The organism is Paenalcaligenes sp. Me52, from assembly GCF_050487965.1.
Classification (GTDB): domain Bacteria; phylum Pseudomonadota; class Gammaproteobacteria; order Burkholderiales; family Burkholderiaceae_B; genus Paenalcaligenes.
In genome coordinates, this window is the sequence record NZ_JBKQFO010000003.1 from 372356 (window position 1) to 392059 (window position 19704).

General features: G+C 50.2%; 18 protein-coding genes. 11 read left to right on the top strand and 7 right to left on the bottom strand.

Annotation, left to right across the window (positions count from 1 at the left end):
- Nucleotides 1–36: 36 nt before the first annotated feature.
- The 5 genes from ACLO87_RS16005 to ACLO87_RS16025 form a co-directional block, all read right to left on the bottom strand.
- Nucleotides 37–537, bottom strand: a complete 501-nt coding sequence (locus ACLO87_RS16005; protein WP_430224251.1) for a hypothetical protein — start codon at nt 535–537, stop codon at nt 37–39.
- 122 nt (nt 538–659) lie between these two features.
- Nucleotides 660–2837 carry a phosphocholine-specific phospholipase C gene (locus ACLO87_RS16010; RefSeq protein WP_135861632.1) on the bottom strand — a complete coding sequence of 726 codons (2178 nt, stop codon included), beginning with the start codon at nt 2835–2837 and terminating at the stop codon, nt 660–662.
- 21 nt (nt 2838–2858) lie between these two features.
- Nucleotides 2859–3041: a hypothetical protein gene (locus tag ACLO87_RS16015; RefSeq protein ID WP_135861633.1), complete on the bottom strand. Its 183-nt coding sequence runs from the start codon at nt 3039–3041 to the stop codon at nt 2859–2861.
- 9 nt (nt 3042–3050) lie between these two features.
- Entirely contained in the window at nt 3051–5117 is a 2067-nt protein-coding gene (locus ACLO87_RS16020) for a LamG-like jellyroll fold domain-containing protein (RefSeq protein WP_430224252.1), read from the bottom strand.
- A gap of 179 nt (nt 5118–5296) precedes the next feature.
- A complete protein-coding gene (locus ACLO87_RS16025; protein WP_135861635.1) occupies nt 5297–6163 on the bottom strand; it encodes a LysR substrate-binding domain-containing protein in 867 nt (288 codons plus the stop codon).
- A gap of 543 nt (nt 6164–6706) precedes the next feature.
- Between ACLO87_RS16025 and ACLO87_RS16030 the strand changes: the two genes are divergently transcribed.
- The 5 genes from ACLO87_RS16030 (at nt 6707) to ACLO87_RS16050 (ending at nt 11319) form a co-directional block, all read left to right on the top strand.
- Nucleotides 6707–7606, top strand: a complete 900-nt coding sequence (locus ACLO87_RS16030; RefSeq protein ID WP_135861636.1) for an AEC family transporter — start codon at nt 6707–6709, stop codon at nt 7604–7606.
- Between the two features lie 183 nt (nt 7607–7789).
- The gene (locus ACLO87_RS16035; RefSeq protein WP_135861637.1) at nt 7790–8722 is read left to right on the top strand and encodes a bile acid:sodium symporter family protein; all 933 of its coding nucleotides are present in this window, start codon (nt 7790–7792) and stop codon (nt 8720–8722) included.
- Nucleotides 8723–8875: 153 nt separating this feature from the next.
- On the top strand, nt 8876–9397 hold the full coding sequence (tsaE, locus tag ACLO87_RS16040) for a tRNA (adenosine(37)-N6)-threonylcarbamoyltransferase complex ATPase subunit type 1 TsaE (protein WP_135861638.1): 522 nt from the start codon (nt 8876–8878) through the stop codon (nt 9395–9397).
- The gene (locus tag ACLO87_RS16045; protein WP_135861639.1) at nt 9346–10707 is read left to right on the top strand and encodes an N-acetylmuramoyl-L-alanine amidase; all 1362 of its coding nucleotides are present in this window, start codon (nt 9346–9348) and stop codon (nt 10705–10707) included. The genes tsaE and ACLO87_RS16045 overlap by 52 nt, the downstream gene beginning before the upstream one ends.
- Nucleotides 10708–10734: 27 nt before the next feature.
- On the top strand, nt 10735–11319 hold the full coding sequence (locus tag ACLO87_RS16050) for an HdeD family acid-resistance protein (RefSeq protein ID WP_135861640.1): 585 nt from the start codon (nt 10735–10737) through the stop codon (nt 11317–11319).
- A gap of 105 nt (nt 11320–11424) precedes the next feature.
- Here ACLO87_RS16050 and ACLO87_RS16055 read toward each other — a convergent pair whose 3' ends face one another.
- The gene (locus ACLO87_RS16055) at nt 11425–12072 is read right to left on the bottom strand and encodes a VTT domain-containing protein (RefSeq protein ID WP_135861641.1); all 648 of its coding nucleotides are present in this window, start codon (nt 12070–12072) and stop codon (nt 11425–11427) included.
- A gap of 92 nt (nt 12073–12164) precedes the next feature.
- Here ACLO87_RS16055 and mutL point away from each other — a divergent pair, with 92 nt between their 5' ends.
- The gene (gene mutL / locus ACLO87_RS16060) at nt 12165–14039 is read left to right on the top strand and encodes a DNA mismatch repair endonuclease MutL (RefSeq protein WP_430224253.1); all 1875 of its coding nucleotides are present in this window, start codon (nt 12165–12167) and stop codon (nt 14037–14039) included.
- A gap of 3 nt (nt 14040–14042) precedes the next feature.
- Nucleotides 14043–14993, top strand: a complete 951-nt coding sequence (gene miaA, locus ACLO87_RS16065; RefSeq protein ID WP_135861643.1) for a tRNA (adenosine(37)-N6)-dimethylallyltransferase MiaA — start codon at nt 14043–14045, stop codon at nt 14991–14993.
- 4 nt (nt 14994–14997) lie between these two features.
- Here miaA and purM read toward each other — a convergent pair whose 3' ends face one another.
- The gene (purM, locus tag ACLO87_RS16070) at nt 14998–16047 is read right to left on the bottom strand and encodes a phosphoribosylformylglycinamidine cyclo-ligase (protein ID WP_430224254.1); all 1050 of its coding nucleotides are present in this window, start codon (nt 16045–16047) and stop codon (nt 14998–15000) included.
- A gap of 54 nt (nt 16048–16101) precedes the next feature.
- Between purM and hda the strand changes: the two genes are divergently transcribed.
- From hda to folK, 4 genes are read left to right on the top strand one after another with little or no spacing between them, the layout of a single operon-like run.
- A complete protein-coding gene (gene hda / locus ACLO87_RS16075; protein ID WP_135861645.1) occupies nt 16102–16797 on the top strand; it encodes a DnaA regulatory inactivator Hda in 696 nt (231 codons plus the stop codon).
- A 2-nt stretch (nt 16798–16799) separates the two neighbouring features.
- Entirely contained in the window at nt 16800–17501 is a 702-nt protein-coding gene (locus ACLO87_RS16080) for an HAD family hydrolase (protein WP_135861646.1), read from the top strand.
- A gap of 9 nt (nt 17502–17510) precedes the next feature.
- Nucleotides 17511–18878, top strand: a complete 1368-nt coding sequence (pcnB, locus tag ACLO87_RS16085) for a polynucleotide adenylyltransferase PcnB (protein ID WP_135861647.1) — start codon at nt 17511–17513, stop codon at nt 18876–18878.
- Entirely contained in the window at nt 18871–19377 is a 507-nt protein-coding gene (folK, locus tag ACLO87_RS16090) for a 2-amino-4-hydroxy-6-hydroxymethyldihydropteridine diphosphokinase (RefSeq protein WP_430224255.1), read from the top strand. Before pcnB ends, folK begins: the two co-directional genes overlap by 8 nt.
- Nucleotides 19378–19704: the final 327 nt, after the last annotated feature.

Sequence of the window (19704 nt, forward strand, 5' to 3'; positions counted from 1 at the left end):
ACTCCACATACACGTCGTATCTCAGACAACACCGCATCAGCACCTGCCGCCTATACGCACACTTTCTATGCCTATAGGTTGCGCTAGGGCCTTATGAATTTGTGCCGCTAATGCCCCAACCTTGGGATTGCTCGCTGCTTCTGGCAACTTATCCACATAGACCAACGCCAACATCAGCGCATCGCGTCTTTTGTGCTCATAGCTTCTAAACAAACTCGTTGCCACGGCTACATATTTTTTATCGTCCGCCAACGTATGAAATCGCTGCAACAAATCATGCTCGATGTCTGAGAGAGGTATGGGGCTTCGACGCCCTAATGCCTCTAAATACGTGATAGCAGGTTCCACAACGGCCTGTAGTAAATCATCGTAGGGATCCAGCTCTGCCAGTACCTCGAGTATAGGTAACGCCGCCTCAATCTGGCCCTGCTCAACCAAACTGGACGCATCATACATAAGGTCTTCATAAGCGTGCGCGCGTTCTATCTCATCAAGTTCGCTAATACGCACTAACTCGGCGGCAAGGTTAACGGCCACTATTTGACTCCTTTGCACAATCGCTGATGTCCTGACCTATTATCCTTTAGCCACACGCTACCGCCAATAAAAAACGCCCATGAGATTCTCATGGGCGTTTACCTGCTTAGTACCGCGTTAACTTAGAAATCCTGCAAAGCCAATGCTGGATCACTCACACCGTGCTTACCAGTTTCTACACGACCGGCAAAGCGACGTACATAACTTGGGTCGGTATCCGTACTAACAGAGAAGTCGTACCAATGACCACTCTGTTTGAGTTCCCATGCCAACTTTTGTTTCTCGCCGGGGCCTACTTTTACCGCCCATGGACCATCTTCACGATAGAAATTAGCTTGCACAGTAAAGGTACATGCTTCTTTACCACCGTTCATCAGTTCCACATACGCATCGCCATTTGTGACGTCGTAACACACACGAATTTCTGGGATGGCTGGATTGAAGGTCAGGTTGCTGGTATTACCTTTGAAATGACGGTGGAAGCCGTTAGGGCCCAACACCCACAAGTCATATCGGCCCACGTTGTCTTTTACTACATCCCATGTATCTTCCAACGTTTTACCTGGTTCTACCATGTAGCGACGTGGCAAACGATCCAGATTCAGTTTGTCGTACACATGGAATACCGCCGCACGCTTACCAGTATTGCTAAACATCAGCATCACACCAGAGCTCGCATCGCAACGTGCGCTCACGTGCAAGTGGTAGTCCAGTGCACGCGATGGACGCACACCCACTTCTTGGGCGGGCAGCTTAGTAACAGATGGACGTGGCACCTGTGCCAATGCCTGTTGAGCAGCACGAATAGAGTCCGCCTCACCTTTGGTGTAACGGCCTTTCAAGAATGGCAACGGCTCATCGTTAGGTGTTTTGAAGTTAAAGGCAGAGGTCAAATCACCACATACCGCACGACGGTAGGGACTGATATTAGGCTCCATAACACCAAAACGTGCTTCCATAAACTTGATCACCGAGGTGTGGTCAAACACCTCAGAGTTCACCCAACCGCCACGACTCCATGGAGAGATCACATACATGGGCACACGAATACCTGGGCCATACACTTTTTTATCAGGTGTAGGCTGGCTGCCAGCACTCACTGGTTTTTTGTGCGTGTAGTATTCGTAGCTCACATCCTGCTCTGGCAATGTGGTTTTACCCGCAAACGTACCATCAGGGTTGTAAGACGGAGCAGACGGTGACGGTACGTGGTCAAAGTAACCATCGTTTTCGTCAAAGTTCACCAGCAATACTGTTTTGCTCCATACCTCTGGATTCGCAGTCAGTGCATCCAACACTTCTTGGGTGTACCAGCCCCCCTGTACCGGACTAGATGGCCCTGGGTGCTCGGAATACGTAGCTGGCGCTACAATCCACGAAATCTGTGGCAGCTCATTGTTCAGCACATCGTCACGCAACTGCTGCAACATACCGCCATCAGGCATGGTGTTTGCTATGCCCTTATACAACGGCGCTTTAGCATCATCATCGGGATGATATGCTGGGAAAGAGCCACCGCCCACTGGCTTACCTGAATCCTCATTCGCTTTACGGTACTGTCTAAACCCAGCCAATGGGTTATCGGTAAAGTTATCAGGCATGTTCTGGTATACCTTCCAACTAATACCTGCTTCTTCTAAGCGTTCTGGGTAGGTTTTCCATTCAAAACCATCAGTGGATGGACCAATGCCATCCAGCGTATTGTTCACTACAGCTTCGTTAGAAGCAGTAGGCCCATTGGTCCCCGTCCACATGAACAAACGGTTGGAGTTTGTGCCAGTGTGCATAGAGCAATGATAGGCATCACACAAGGTGAACGCATTAGCCATCGCAAACTGGAAAGGTACTTCGGTTTCACGGTAGAACCCCATAGAGTGCGCTTGTTTGTGCTTAGCCCACTCGGTCATACGGCCATGATCCCATGCTAGCTGACCATCTACCCAGCTATGCGGTGTGCCATTGACGCGCTGTGCATTACCTTTGCTGCTATCTAAGTGGTAAGGCGTAATTTCTTTACCGGCACTGTCATGCTGCTCCCAAACGGAACGACCATTAGGCGCTGGAATGGTAAATCTATCGCCAAAACCGCGCACGCCTTTCATCGTGCCAAAGTAATGATCAAAAGATCGGTTTTCCTGCATCAGCACCACAATGTGCTCTACATCGTTAATCGTACCGGTACGAGAGTTAGCAGGAATGGCCAATGCACGTTTAATGCTAGGCGGGAAGGTTGCCAACACACTCGCAGCAACACTGCTACCAGCCATACCACGAATAAAATTTCTTCTGGATACACTCATGACGTTTATCTTGTCCTGCAATTAAGGAGCACAGTGCATTACTGCGGCGGGTGGTTCAGGTTTTTCAGGCGTGGTAGTCGATGAGTCATCGTCATCGCTGCCACCGCAAGCGGCCAATCCTATGCTGAGTGCCACCACACAAAATAGGCGACCTAAATAACGTCCCCATGTAGCGGAACGCAAGAAATGAGTTGAGGTGTGCATAACTGATCCTTAAGGAAGCAAGGAAGAAATGGGGTAACGAGAGGCGTAAATGTTTTTCACCTCATCCAGCGTTAATAGACGGTTCCACACGGCCAAGTCGGTGTAGCTCTTTATGCCGGTAAAGTTGTAGTTACTGGAGTACTTGCCGGTCACGTCGTCACCAAAACCCATGAGTCCAACACCGGTGCCACCAATGGCTTTTACCCGTGCATCTGCCATGGCTTTTTGGCTGTTTTGCTGACCAGCGCTAGGGTCCATCAAATAGGCGTAAAGTTGCTTGTTTTTCTTATCTACAGCTACAGCCACGTATGCCCACTCATTAGGCGTTAAGCTAAAGCCTTGCAGCTCATCCCTACCGCCGCCGCCACCTGTATTGAAGCGCAGTTCGCAGTTACCAAACATACCAATTGCCAAACCTGGGTTATTACCGCTGTCATAGTCTTTGTTCGCCAGAACAGAAGAACCGCCGCCAATACATACGCCGTTAGTTTTGAACCAGAACCCTATCGTGAAAGCGTCCACGGAAGGATCCATCGTCACATCAGCATTCGCCATGTTCAGCTTGTAACCCGCAAAACCGCCTTGTTTGAACACACCCAAATCCATCGTCAATGCGCTATTGGCGCTAGGGGTAGTGGATGACTTGTACGGTAGGTCACTAGCACTGGTCCCCCATGTGCTACCCGGATTGGTTGTGTTCCATGGTGTGAAGGTAGAAACCTGTTTAACGTCATCCGCTTTGCCATTCAGGAATGGGTAATACATCACCATGCCGTTCAGTACGCTAGGATTTAGCATAGGAGGAGGCAACACCACGGTTTGCACTGCTGCTGTACCACCTTGTGTGCGAATTTCATAACGCAATGGCAACAGCTCGCCCTCTGTGCCACTAGGGATCATGTAATCCACGTAACGACGAGTCGTAGCATCAACGCTCGCTAACAACTGACCTTCACGATAAATTTCCACCGGTGCAGCAAACTGATCATCGCTGTATAGCATCCACTCCAGCACTAAGTTGTACGTGCTGAGGTTGTAGTCGTATACCAGCTTAGATAACTGCACTGGGTTACGCAGATCGTTACCGTTAAAGGCATAGGTACCCACAGGCTGGGTCACATCCATGCCCGCTAACAAGGTGGGCAAAACATCCACGATAGCGGCATGATCCAACACGCCACGAGACTCATCGCCGGCAGCAATAACCGTGTCACTCACAGGAATATTGCTCAACATCCAACCCGTTTTATTACGCTCGAACTGTGCGCCCGACACAGTACCGAACTCATCCATACCGTAGCTGTTTACCAGCACGATTTGCCACGACTCGTCCGACGCCAAGGCCTCACGCTCAGCGATCAACGTCAACAAACCGTCAATATCGTTCAGCACTGTTTGTAGTTGTTTCTTGTACTGCTCAGAGCCCAAGCCGTACTTGCCTGACTGCGTCAACAAACCAGAGTACTGAGCCAAAATAAAATCAGTACCTTCTACCACTGCCTCACGGCTGTGCGAGGTCACGCACTTATCGTCGTTGTCACACTGAGGCACAGCATTAATATCACCATCCTCTGCGTTCGCCCTTAAAGCGGTGAAGTAATCAGCCGTGCTCACCACCAAAGTAGTTTTAGTTTCAGGGTTAGCTTGTTTCACCCAGTCAAAGACTGTAGGTGTTTTCAATGCTGAGCCAGAACTGGGCAACGTCGTGCTTAAACCATGCTCTACCGACCATGTGCCAGTGACTAAAGATGCCCAGCTTGGCAATGCTTTGGTTTGTTGTTCTGATGAAGTGCCTGCATAGCCACCGCTGCGCAACGGCAACACCTCACCCAGTTCCTGCAATTTAGGATGTGCGGATAACGCAGCCTTAAGCGGCTCCATCACCAAGCCATCCACGTGAACGACTAGCGTTTTCTTCCCACCTAGCGCCCCAAAATTTTTCTCAGGCGGTTTGACCGATGAATCGTCATCATCGCTACTGCCACCACACGCACTTAGTAACGCTGTCAACAGCACCGTTACGGTGACTGTTCCTGCGCGCCAGCTTTTTTTCTTACGAAGAGGAACCAATTTCATGATAGAGCTTCTTTAAAATCGCCACACAACACAACAAAGCCCACCTCTCTCTTTTGTCATGTCTATAGCAAGTGATACGTTGCACACACGTACAACCAGGAACATGTGCCAGTATCGCGAGGCGAAGTGATAGGTGAATGACAGCAACCCTGTTTTTCTTGATGCATGCATTACAAAATTTAAGGTGCGGTCAATTCCAAGGTGTCGACGAAAGCCTGTATCACTGCCGTCTCTTGGCGTTCTTTCAAGAAATACACGTACTCGTGCATAGACAGCGACACATCAAGCAAAGGAATAACTCTCACCTCTGGTGAGGGAGGTATCTCTCGTTGAGGTAATACACTGCAGCCCATGTTGTGCCTCAATGCCCAATGAATAGCTTCACGACTACCCACTTCAATGGGGGAGACCAATTGCACATCGTGCTGCTGCAAGCTTTCCAATACGATGCTGCGCGTCATCGAACCATGCTCACGCACGAGAAAGTCATGCCTAGCAATCTCGCTTAACGTAACGGCAGGTTTTTTAGATAATGGGTGGCGTGCGTGACATACAAAAAACAGCCGGTCCTCTGCTAGCACTTTGCAGCTCATAGCGTCATCCTGTATCAATAGCGATGACGTACCAATTTCCAGCTCGTAATTTCGTATAGCACTTAAGATATCTGCTGAGTTTTTTTGCAGATAACAGACCTCCACTGCTGGATAGCGCGCTTGAAACGCATGCACTTTATCCATGATGTAGTACGGCCCAGTCGCCCCCACTCGCAAACAGCCACCCTGCATTTTTTTATAGTCACGCAGCATAAACTCTACTTGCGTGGCTTGCTGCTGTAATAAGAGCAAATGCGGCAGTATCTGTTGCCCTTCCTTGCTGATAGTCAGTCCTTTGCCCTGCCTATAAAACAGCTCTATACCGTAGCGTTGTTCTATCTGCCGTATATAGTTAGTGATGGTGGGCTGGCTAAGCGCTAGCCGTTGGGCAGCATAGGTAATGCTGCCATGCTGGGCGACCAGCAAAAAAGCTTGGAATGGCAGGGAAATCATCGTTGGCACTACAAAACAGGAACACAAAGCTCAGCGCAGCGCACGCTACTCTGATGCCGTTACTGCATCATAAAAGGCCAACATGACAGAATTTAGATGGTAGGGAGCAAACTTTATGCTCTGCACTTTGATAGCGCGTTGCTATCGAAGGTATGTGATAACAATGGCGGCCCCAACAGGAATCGAACCTGTAATCTTCCCTTCGTACCACTACAGTTTTCACTGCCCTGCATTGCACAGGTTTGTAGTCTGGACTCTATCTTAGCCATAGCAAATTGCCGTAGGCTGCGCCTGTCGAGTCTCTACACGTTCCTCTTACGAGGCTTCGCTCGGTATTGCCGCGTTTACACAGGGGGTTCACCGAATTTAAGCGCATTCACTGCAAGGCTTTCACCTATGCGTGCCCAATTTTGTTTAGGAGGGGAAAGTTATATCCATTTAACTATGGAGCCACAGCCCAAAATTATAAAGACAATAGGCTGGTACGGGCAAATGAAAATAGCGTAATCTAGCAGATTGCACAGCCAGCCTAGACTTTCCACCATGTTCGATACGTTTCTACTGATACTGCCCGACTTTCTATTGATCGCACTTGGCGCCCTATTGCGGCACCGCCTAGGCTTTCAGGGTGAGTTTTTCAGTTACGCTGAAAAACTGGTGTACTACGTGCTGTTCCCCGCGCTGCTGTTCTACTCTATTAGCCAAACCTCACTGCAAGGTGATGAAACCCTCTTGCTGTTAGCAGCCGTGCTGTGTTTAACCGCTGTAGGGGCTGGAGCCGCTTGGTTAGCAAAACCCATTTTGAAATGCGATGGCTTACAACATGCCTCGCTACAACAGTGTGCCTTCCGCTTTAATACCTATTTAGCCTTGTCTTTAGCCTCTGCTTTGGCTGGCCCCAATGGGGTCGCAATTATGGCCGTGTTTGTGGGTTTGTCCGTACCTATAGTGAATGTCTTGGCCGTACATGCACTGGCCCGCAATAGCAATCGCAACCCATACAAAGAAATTCTAGCGAACCCTCTCATTATTGCGACCGTTTTGGGCTTGGCATGTAGCTTGCTGGATATTTCCATGCCTAAACCCATTAACACAGCGTTAAGCCGTTTAGGCGCATGTGCATTAGCAATTGGCTTGTTGTGTGTGGGGGCGACGATTTCTATTAAGGCGCTGCACGGTGCACAACGGCTGGTGGGCTGGATTATTGCCGTCAAACTGCTAATCGTGCCTATCTCTGCGGTATTCATCAGCAAGTTGTTGGCGCTATCTCCTCTAGAAACACAAATGCTGATTCTGTTTGCCGCCTTGCCTACTGCATCATCTGCTCACGTTCTGGCTGCTCGCATGGGCGGTAAAGGTGACTTAGTTGCCACCACCATGTCATTAGGCACGCTGTTAGCAGCACTAACACTTCCTCTTTGGATTCAATTTTCTTTATCATGATGGTTGCTCCCATACAGATTCATCATCACATGGAATCTGCTACTCCGTGACGCTGGCAACGACTGTTTCCACCTTTGACACTGATGCGCCAGTCGTCACCCACAGTCAAAAGCTGTTTTTATAGCAATCATCATGTGACTTTTTAAAAGCACTCTTCTGCTTACTTAACTGTTTACGATCCCCATGCGTTTTCTCAATCTATTTTCAGAGTTCATTGGCAAAACCTTTGCCATCTGGACCTTATTATTTGCCCTGTTGGGATTTTTCTCCCCCCAACTCTTCGTCCCTTTGAAAGACTTAATCGTCTATTTTCTAGGGATCATCATGTTCGGCATGGGCCTGACACTGACAGTGAAAGACTTTTCGGAGGTAGTAAAAAAGCCTCTGCAAGTTCTGCTGGGTGTATGTGCGCAATTTATTATCATGCCATTGCTGGCTCTGGCACTGGTCAAACTATTCAACATTGACCCGTTGTTAGCACTGGGTGTGGTGCTAGTAGGCTCTTGCCCTGGCGGTACTTCTAGCAACGTAATCACCTACCTATCTCGTGGTGATGTGGCATTAAGCGTGACCATTACCAGCATTACGACATTGCTAGCCCCGTTCATGACACCTCTTTTGCTGAAGTTGTTAGCCGCTGAAAGCATCGACGTGTCGTTCTACGCCATGATGATGTCCATCATCAACTTTGTGATTGTGCCTATTGCACTAGGTTTGGTTGTGCGTCTGCTGTTGGGTGCTCGTGTTGCTACGATTACCCCCGTGCTACCTATTGTTTCGGTTGCAGGCATTGTGATGATCGTGGCAATTGTCGTGGCCCTCAATCAAGCTCGTTTGCAAGAAACTGGCCTAATCATCATTGGTATTGTGATCCTACACAATACGTTTGGTTATCTGTTTGGCTACATCATTGCCCGCATCATGGGACTAGGCTTGGCACAACGTAAAGCCATCTCTATTGAGGTTGGCATGCAAAACAGTGGTTTAGGTGCTGCCTTGGCAAGTAAACACTTTGATCCTATTGTTGCGGTTCCAAGCGCACTATTTAGCGTTTGGCACAACATCAGTGGTGCGATTTTGGCAAACTTCTACGCAAAGCTAAACGATAAGAAGTAAGTCATCCACTATGCTTTACGCTATCCCTATACGTAGCGTAAAGCACAGTAACGACAGCAAGGGGAAACTGGTGACAGCACCCCGTCATTAGGTACACTCCTTGCTGCTCCCTCAGTTACTACCCTGAATACAGTTCTCTCTTTCTTTACTGTCATGACCACTAAACCAGCTCCTTTGCTTAGTCTTAGTCTCTATGCGGCTGACGAATCCGTCACCCAGCAAGTGGCCGAATGGCTGTCGCCGTTGGTGTGCTCCGCTAACGATAATGGTGGCCACATTCACCTTATTGGTGACTTAGGTGCAGGAAAAACCAGTTTCACGCGTGCGTTTTTGCGACACGAAGGTGTAACCGGGCGTATCAAAAGCCCAAGTTATGGTCTAGTGGAAAGCTATAATCTTTCTAGCTTAAAGGCGTATCATCTTGATTTTTATCGTTTTAGCGATAGCCGAGAATGGTTAGATGCGGGTTTTCGTGATATGCTTGAAGAAAATGCTGTTGTGCTCATTGAATGGCCTGATCAAGCAGGTGCGTTGTTACCCACTCCCGACCTAACGATCACGTTTGACTATTGCGAACCGGGCAGGCAGATCAATCTCTCGGCCTACAGCAAGAAGGGGCAATCATGGCTAGAACTGATCAAAACAAAAATTCAGAATTTACCACCCAGAGCATAAACCGCCGACGCTTGCTGGCGTCCGCGTCCTCATTAATTCTTTTACCCATCATTCCACGCGTAGCTCACGCCAGTGCCATTGTTGCGGTGCGTACTTGGCCTGCTGACGACTACACGCGCGTCACGCTGGAAATGGATACCGAATTAAAGGCTGAACACTTCACACTAGAAAACCCGCATCGTATGGTGATAGACATTGAAGGTCTCACCATGAATAGCACGCTGCAAGAACTGGTGTCCAAAGTTCGCCCTAATGATCCTTATATCTCTACCATCCGTATCGCCCAAAACCGCGATAACGTGGTGCGTTTAGTGATGGATCTTAAACAACCCATTGCCCCACAGCTGTTTACGCTTAAACCGGTAGGTGAGTACAAATACCGGTTAGTGGTAGACCTGTACCCACGCGTAGCTGCCGATCCTCTGTTGGCATTGCAACAGTTTGACGATAACGACCCATTGGCCGGTGTGCTAGAAAGTTTGGCACAAAATCAGCCTGTGGTTCCGCCACCGTCCGTGCAAGGCCAAGAGGTACCTCGTATTGCTCAACCCACTACGCCCCCCCCTACTACAGCGGTCCCTCGTGTCAATCAGGTTCCTGGCCGCAACCGCCCTGTGCTGATTGCCCTAGACCCAGGTCATGGCGGCGAAGATCCAGGTGCGATTGGTCCTGGCGGCACACGCGAAAAAGACGTAGTACTGCAAATTGCGCAGCGTTTGAAGCGCTTGATTGATGCGCAGCCCAATATGCGTGCTTACCTCACTCGCGACAGGGATTTTTTCGTACCGCTAGGTGTGCGTGTACAAAAAGCTCGCCGTGTAAAGGCAGACCTCTTTATCTCTATTCATGCTGATGCATGGATCAAGCCCTCTGCACGGGGTTCGTCCATCTATGCCTTGTCCCAAAACGGGGCAACCAGTACTGCCGCCCGTTGGCTGGCCGATAAAGAAAACCAAGCCGACTTAGTGGGTGGGGTAAACATCGGTGGCCAAAGCCGTCAGGTGGCTGAGGTGCTGCTTGATTTGTCCACCTCCGCACAGATTAACGACTCCGTACGTGTGGGTTCTGGCATTCTCTCCGAGATTGGCAAAATCAACCAACTGCACAAACGTCAGGTAGAGCGCGCTGGTTTCGCCGTGCTAAAAGCACCGGATATTCCATCTATTCTGATTGAAACCGCCTTCATTAGTAATCCTAACGAAGAACGTCTGCTGCGCAGTGCTGGTCACCAAGACAAATTAGCTCAAGCGATGCTGTCTGGCATCAACGACTATTTTTCATCTGGCGTAGCCCTGGCAAACCACGGCTAACCTCTTTGCATACCATCGGAGATTTACATGAGCACTGAACCTGTTCAGCCGCAGCACACACCTCCTAACCCTAATGACTTGATCAATGCGTGGAAGTCACAGTTGCGCCCCGGTTGGTTAATGGGTTTGGGTGCCGCATTCGTGGTGTTGGGTCTGATTGCGTTTATCTATGTAGTAGGCGCCACCTTGGCTAGCGTGCTGTTTATTGGCGTGCTAATGGCCATTGGCGGTGCATTACAAATCGTGCACGCATGGAGCTGCAAAAACTGGCGCTCTTTCTTGTTTTGGTCTTTAAGCGGCTTACTGTATTTGGTAGCCGGTGTGATTGCGATCCTGAACCCCTTGGTAGGCGCAGAAGTTCTGACTCTGGTTTTTGGTGCCTCACTAATCGCTTCTGGTTTCTTCCGCTTGTGGGTGTGGCTGCAAAACCGCACACAAGCTGGCGGCGGCTGGATTGCATGGTCAGGCTTACTAACCTTGGTTGTAGGTCTGATTATTGCTGCTGGTTGGCCTACTAACAGCTTGTGGGTACTGGGTTTAATTCTATCCGTAGACTTACTGTTCCAAGGCTGGAGCATGCTGCTGTTGGGTATGGCACTAAAACGCCAATAAGCACCTAGCCTCATACAATTTGCCCCCATTTCTGTACCGCAACACGGCAAGAAATGGGGGCAAAATCTTTTCAGCTCTAGCTAGACTTGAGGCTAATAGCCTGTTTTATTTCTGCTGCTTCTCTGCACCACGTCGTACCAGCTTCCAAATTAAGCCACCTGCTACGGGTACCGCTGCCGCACTAATACCAATCAGCACAATGGTATTTAAATGATCTTTAATGAAGGGTACGTTACCGAAGAAATAACCCGCCGTGATCAAGCCCACAATCCACAAGAAAGCCCCCAAACTGTTATACAACTGGAACAGTGCTTGGTTCATGCTACCCACACCCGCCACGAACGGGGCAAAGGTACGGAACACCGGCAAGAACCTAGACAACACCAGGGTTTTGCCACCGTGTTTTGCATAGAAGGCTTGTGTTTTCACCAAGGCCTTACGGTCTAAAAAACGGGACTCCGTCGTGAAGACCTTAGGCCCTATATAGCGCCCTATGTAGAAATTCACGGTATTCCCCAACCATGCTGCCACTACCAGCAAACCACCCAACATGACCGGGTCCAACATGCCTGAAGCACCAAATGCACCGGCAATAAATAGCAGCGAATCGCCAGGAAGGAAAGGGAAAACCACCAAACCAGTTTCAGCAAATATAATAAGGAACAGGATTAGATAAATCCACGCACCATATTGCTCTACCCAGAGCCCTAGCGTTTGATCTATCTGCAAAATCATCGTCAGTATTTCAGGCATTGTTATCCAACGTCGTACTATATTTGGGGAAAACCAGACTATACAACACGTTAACGCCAAAATACGCCCCCTCACACTACAAATTACAGAATATGCCCGTTCGTCACTCTATCGCCGCCCTGCCTGATCTCTTGGTAAGTCAGATTGCCGCAGGTGAAGTTATTGAGCGCCCTGCATCCGTACTCAAAGAGTTGCTGGAAAATGCCTTAGATGCAGGCTCCAGCAACATCGAAGTACGTTTAGAAGGAGGCGGCATACGCCGCATAGCAGTTACCGACGATGGGCATGGCATTCCCCCCGAAGAACTAGCCTTGGCATTCACACGCCATGCCACCAGCAAAATCCGTAGCCTATCCGAGTTGGAGGCTGTAGCCTCTATGGGCTTCAGGGGTGAAGCTCTGGCCTCTATCGCTTCAGTAGCGCGCACGGCACTGCGTTCACGTACGGCAGACGCTGCCCATGCATGGGAATTAGAAGGGCAAAACCAGCAACACCCCGAAGCTGCCAGCGGTAATTTGGGTACCACGGTAGATGTACGTCAATTGTTTGACCACATCCCTGCCCGCCGCAAATTCTTACGCACTGAAAACACCGAATACGGCCACTGCGTCACCGCCTTAGAGCGTATTGCTCTGGCACGACCTGACATCAGCTTTAGACTGTTTCATAACGACAAAGCCACACGTCACTGGCGCAGCGGCTCTATAGAACAACGCATTCTGGATGTTTTAGGCGAAGAGTTCGTCAGCCAAAGCATCAACATTGGTCAAACTCAAGGTTTGATCTCGCTGCACGGTTTAATCATTCGCCCTGCACATGCACGTAGCCGAACCGATCAGCAGTTTCTATACGTGAATGGTCGCTTTATACGCGACAGATTAGTCAGCAGCGCGATACGACAAGCCTATTCCGACGTACTGCACGGCGATAGACAGCCTTCGTACGCGTTGTATTTGAATGTAGACCCCAACACCGTGGATGTGAACGTACACCCCGCCAAACATGAAGTACGTTTCCGCGAGTCAGGGGCTGTGTATAAGTTTATTGTGCAAACCTTGGGCGCTGCCCTGGCACAAAGCCAAGCTGAACAGCAAACACATGCTACAGATGATTCTGCAGCATCAGTCATGTCATTCCCTGCCGCCACGTCACCTACCTCTTTAGCGGGTAGCCCATCAGCCAGCTCTACTCCTAGCGCACCCTTACAACCTAGTTATAGACATCAAGGCCGCTTTGATCTGCAACAGAACTCCCAGCAAGGCGAACAGTGGCAAAAGCTTTATGCTCCATTACCGGAGCACACGCCCCCTGCCCCATTGTCTGAACCCATACCCAGTGTTGGGGCTGCCTTACCTGCTTCTGAGCCTGGCTCTGCGGCGGAAGAACTGCCGCTGGGTATAGCAATCGCCCAACTGCACGGCATTTATATTTTGTCGCAAACGCAACACGGCATGATTCTGGTGGATATGCACGCCGCCCATGAGCGCGTGGTGTACGAACAGCTTAAACAAGCGATGGATGCACGTGATCTACCCTGCCAAGAATTACTGGTGCCCATTGTATTTCAAGCCTCTGAAACCGATATGGCCTTGGTAGAAAACCATCAAGAAGCCTTGCAAGAGCTAGGTCTAAAAATCAGCCCTGCAGGCCCTACCGCCTTAGCCGTGCGCGCAGTACCTGCCTTGCTGGCCCGAGGTGATATCGAAGCCTTGGCTCGTCACGTCCTGCAAGACCTTAACAACATTGGCAGCTCAGCCCAGTTGACCCAACAACGCAATGAGCTGCTCGCAACAATGGCATGCCACGGTGCTATACGCGCAAACCGCCGCCTAACACTGGACGAAATGAACGCTTTACTGCGCCGCATGGAACACACCGACAGAGCCGATCTGTGCAACCACGGCCGCCCAACTTGGTTTTACTGGTCCATCGCTGATTTGGACAAACTTTTCCTGCGTGGACAATAGAACATGAGTACAGATACCTCACACCTGCCGGTCATTTGTCTGACCGGCCCTACCGCTGCGGGCAAAAGCGCCTCTACCTTGGCCTTGGCCAAACGATGGCCCATAGAAATCATTGTGATGGATTCGGCCACTATTTACCAAGGTATGGATATAGGCACGGCCAAACCTAGCCCCGAGGAACAAGCGCTAGTTCCGCACCACTTACTGGATATTCGTGATCCAGCACAAAGCTACTCCGCCGCTGATTTTGCAACGGATGCTACACAACTCATACATGAAATTTGGCAACGTGGACGCTACCCACTGCTTTGTGGTGGCACCATGCTGTATTACAAAGCGCTGCGCGAAGGGCTGAACAACCTGCCATCTTCCAACCCTGAAGTGCGTACACGTTTGGACGAGAAAGCGGCACAATTAGGTTGGCCAGCAATGCACCAACTGCTTGCAGAGTACGACCCCACCACCGCTGCACGCTTGGCGCCTAACGATAGCCAACGCATACAACGAGCCATGGAAATCTACGAGATCAGTGGTAAACCTATGAGTGCGTGGCTGCAAGAACAAGAGCGGCAAAAACCCAGTATTCCCTTTCACACGCTCAGTCTAGAGCCCTCTGATCGTGCATGGCTGCATGCGCAGATTGCATTGCGCTATAGACAAATGATTGATGCGGGGCTACTTGCCGAAGTACAGGCTCTGTATGCGCGGTCAGACCTAAACCCTACACTGCCGTCTATTCGCTGCGTGGGTTACAGGCAGTTGTGGTCACATTTGGATGGCGAATGCTCGCAAGACGACGCCATAGAAAAAGCCATTGCCGCCACCAGACAGCTAGCCAAACGTCAGTTGACTTGGCTGCGTAGTGATCCGCAACGGCTTAGTATGGACTGCTTAAATCCGCACAAGGCGGAATTGGTGGTGGACGCTGCCGCTAAGGTCTGGCCCACCGCCTAAGGTGTTAGACCATCAGCACTTGTGGCTGATCTGCAACCCTTTCTACGATCTCGCCCAAACGGTAAACCGTTTCACCTTGTTCGCTCAAGTGTGCTGCAACTACGTCAGCTTGAGCAGCAGGCACAACAACAACCATACCAATACCGCAGTTGAAAACGCGCCACATTTCTTCGTCGGCTACGCCACCGTTCTCTTGCAACCATTTGAACAGTGCAGGCATTTCCCACGCATCGCGCTGAATACGTGCGGCGGTGTTTTTAGGCAGAACACGAGGAATGTTTTCCAACAAACCACCACCTGTGATGTGTGCCATACCTTTGATGGCTTCACGGTGTGTGGCCAACGCGGACAGCATGGATTTCACGTACAAGCGTGTAGGTTCCATTACCACGTCAGACAATGAGCGGCCATCTAGCAGGTCTGTAGGCTTCGCATTAGCGTGGCTGATGATCTTACGGATCAACGAGAAACCGTTGGAGTGTGCACCGCTAGATGCCAAACCCAACACCACATCACCAGCTTCAATGTTTTGACCAGAAATGATGTGTGACTTTTCCACAGCACCCACTGCAAAACCTGCCAAGTCGTACTCGCCTTCTGGGTACATACCAGGCATTTCTGCAGTTTCACCACCAATCAATGCACAACCGGACAGCTCACAGCCTTTGGCAATACCTGCGACAACTTGTGCAGCAGTATCCACTGACAAAGTTCCACACGCAAAGTAATCCAGAAAGTACAATGGCTCAGCACCCTGAACCAGAATATCATTAACACTCATGGCAACCAGGTCAATACCAACGGTATCGTGGCGTTGCCAGTCAAAAGCCAAGCGTAATTTGGTACCGACACCGTCAGTGCCAGAGACCAATACGGGCTCTTTGAGATGTTTAGGTACCTCGAACAGGGCACCAAAGCCGCCAATACCTGCCATGACGCCAGGGCGCATGGTTCTAGCAGCTAAAGGTTTGATGCGATCAACAAGGGCATCCCCTGCGTCAATGTCTACCCCAGCATCGCGGTAGGTTAATGATACGGATTGATTGTTTGTCATGAGAAAAGCCGTGGGATATGTAAGAATTACAGGTTGGATGAGATTGTACGACACATGAACCAACAACTGATTCTGGATATTTCTCCAACCCCTACACCAACACTGGATAACTTTGTTATCGGTTCCAATCAGGAAGTGTTAAACGCCCTGATGCAGTGTCAGTCTGGTCGCGCCATTTATCTATATGGCGCGCCTGGGGTTGGTCGTACGCATTTGCTGCAAGCCATGGCTGCGCGTCATCACGGAGTCTATTTTAGTGCTTCTGACTCTATTGCGCAGCTAAAGAAGCTAATCTCGGCTGAATCCTTCACCCAACCACTGGTCGCTATTGACAATATCGAACAATTCAGCGCGGCAGGACAAGCTGCAATATTTGCTCTGTACAATCGCTGGCGCGAGTGCGCAGCATCCAGCCAAGCCTTTATTATCCTTGTTTCTGGTGAGTTTGCACCACTAGCCACCAAAGTACGTGAAGACTTACGCACAAGGCTAGGCTGGGATTTGGTATTCCGATTACAACACTTATCGGATGCGGAACGCGAAGAAGCGCTGCGCACCCGTGCATTAGAAAAAAGTTTGCACCTGACCCCAGAGGTCATGCATTGGGTATTAACCCACTATGAACGCGACATGGGCCAGCTCATCAACCTGATTGATGCTCTGGACCGTTATTCCCTAACGCGCAAACGGCACATTACCCTGCCGTTGCTCCGAGATTTACTGGCCGAAGGCCTTCTTTCTGTTGAGTAGCTATGAATACCCCAACCAATCTGGCACTTTTTGATCTGGACCACACTCTGCTCCCTTTGGACAGTGACTATCAATGGGCCGAATTTTTGGCACGCACGGGTCGTGCCGGTGATCCAGAAGTCGCCAGACGCCAAAACGAAGAACTGATGGACCGCTACAACCAAGGCAACCTGACGGCAGAAGAGTCCGCCGAGTTCATGCTAGGGCTGTTAAGCAACACACCACGTCAAGAGCTGCTGACATGGCAAGCCGAGTTCATGGAGGAAGTGATTCTGCCTTCCATCACACCTGCTGCCTTAGACTTGTTGCGTTACCACCAACAACAAGGCCACTTGTGCGCCATCGTCACAGCGACTAACGAATTCGTCACTACCCCCATCGCTAAAGCCTTAGGTGTTGAGCACCTGATTGCCACATTAGCCGAAGAACGTGATGGTATTTACACTGGTAAACTAACCGGCGTGCCTAGCTTTAGAGAAGGCAAAATTACCCGTGTAGACCAGTGGCTGCACGAACTAGGTTTACAACGCAACAACTTCGACCGTATCTGGTTCTACAGCGACTCCAGCAATGACCTACCTTTGATGGAACTGGTCTCGGATCCTGTGGCTACCAACCCTGGCGAAGGCCTGCGTCGTATAGCTCACGAGCGCAATTGGGCCGTGCTAGACCTGTTCGCACAGTTAATGGATGAAAAATCCTAATCAACTCACATGCTGAAACGAACAATAAAAACTTTCGTCGCGCGACTTTTCGCCGCACCAGCTAAAGGCCCTAAACGGTTGGGTCAATCCCAGCACGGGATTGATCCTGACCTCGTGTCTCGCCATGCTTTCAAAGTATGCGAAGTGCTGCAACAACATGGCTACGAAGCCTATGTAGTAGGCGGCGCTGTGCGCGACCTGATCGCTGGCTTGGAGCCCAAAGACTTTGACGTGGCCACCAATGCCACGCCAGAGCAAATACGCCCGCTATTTAGGCGCGCTCGTATCATTGGCAAACGCTTTAAGCTGGTGCACGTGGTCTTTGGTAGAGAAATCATCGAGACCTCTACCTTCAGGGCAGGAGACACCCAAAAGCAACAAACAGACGCTCATGGCCGCATTCTGCGTGATAACGAGTACGGCGAACTGCTGGATGATGTAAACCGCCGTGACTTCACCTTAAATGCGCTGTACTACGACCCCATCACGGAAGAAGTGATTGACTACCACAACGGTGTAGAAGATCTGAAAAACCGTGTAGTGCGCATGATTGGTGACCCCGAAACTCGTTATCGTGAAGACCCTGTGCGCATGCTGCGCGCATTGCGCTTTGCTGCCAAGTTAAACGCCAGTATCGAGCCACAAACACATCAACCCATTCAAAAACTGGCATCACTCATCACAAATGTGCCTGAGTCCAGACTGTTTGATGAAATGCTGAAGCTACTGGAATGCGGCCATGCCCTGCGATGCTTAGAGCAGTTGCAGCAAGAAGCATTAGTACCGTACCTGTTGCCGTTTTTAGAGCACAGCTTAGCAGAGCCTGAGCAACGCTTGTTCTTGGAAATTGCGCTGGCACGCACCGATAGTCGTGTACGTAGCGGCCGTAACACCAGTCCTAGCTTTGTGTTCGCTGCCTTGTTGTGGAAAGCTGTGCAAGAGCAATGTGAAAAACGCATCAAAGCAGGCTCGCCACCGATGCAGGCATTATCTGAAGCCAGCGATATCGTGATCGAAGAACAAAGTCGCGTACTGCCTATTCAGCGTCGTTATCAAGGCGACATTCGCGAAATCTGGTTTATGCAGCCACGTTTTGAGCGGGTCAATAACCGTGCCATCTGGCGCATGATAGAACTGCCTCGCTTCCGTGCTGCGGTTGATTTCTTGCAGTTGCGTGCCGAAGCCAAAGAAGTAGATAGCATCATGGCTCAGTGGTGGATGGATTTAGCTGATAGCCAAAATACAGAAACGCGCGCCGCTATGATAGAGGCCCGCCCTACTGCACCACGCAGCACCAGTACTAGCACCCGTCGCCGTCGCGCACCACGTAGACGTCCAAAGAACACCGCCTCGCAGGACACCACATCAAATGAGTAAAACACTTGCCTACATTGCATTGGGTGCCAATTTGGGCGACCCCATTGGCATGCTGCTGGATGTGATTGATGAGCTGCGCGAGTTGCCTGGCTGCTCTAACTTGGAAAGCTCGGGTTTTTATAGCACCAAGCCATTTGAAGCATCAGGCCCTGACTTCATTAATGCGGTAGTCAGTCTGCACACTACGCTTAGCCCGTTAGAGCTGTTGCATGCATTGCAAGCTTTGGAAAAAAAGCATGGTCGTGTACGCACTGAACACAATGGCCCACGCACGCTAGATCTGGACTTATTGGTGTTTGGTGATACTCAAATGGACTCCCCTGAGCTCACTTTGCCACATCCTAGAATGCACCAGCGTGCGTTTGTGCTGTACCCCTTGGCTGATTTGGCTCCTACGCTGAAGCTGGCTCAAGGCACAGTACAGGACTTGCTGCCTAGTGTGGCGGATCAAGGGGTTGAAGCCTTAGATATGGGGTTTGATGACGCAGACGACGATTGATTCATACGTCTGCGCTGTTCCCTTTTGCTAGTCTTAGACTGCTAACGAAGCCCTGGTGTGTTGCTGGGGCTTTGTTGTTTGAGGATGAGTTCGTTGATCAAATTGAGAGACGGTATTCATCGCACGCGCTGTGGGAACTGCAGGAAAGCTTTTTGTGATTTGAGACACCAAATCAAAACAGTTTCCTCTCCGTCCCCACGACTGTATTGGACAGTGCTAGGCTTACCACCCTTTCTTAAGCGGACTCAGGCTACGGCAGACAGTCATCAGTAAGCAGGCTAGGCTGTTACCCCCTTTCACACATGTGAACCACACATAAAAAAACAC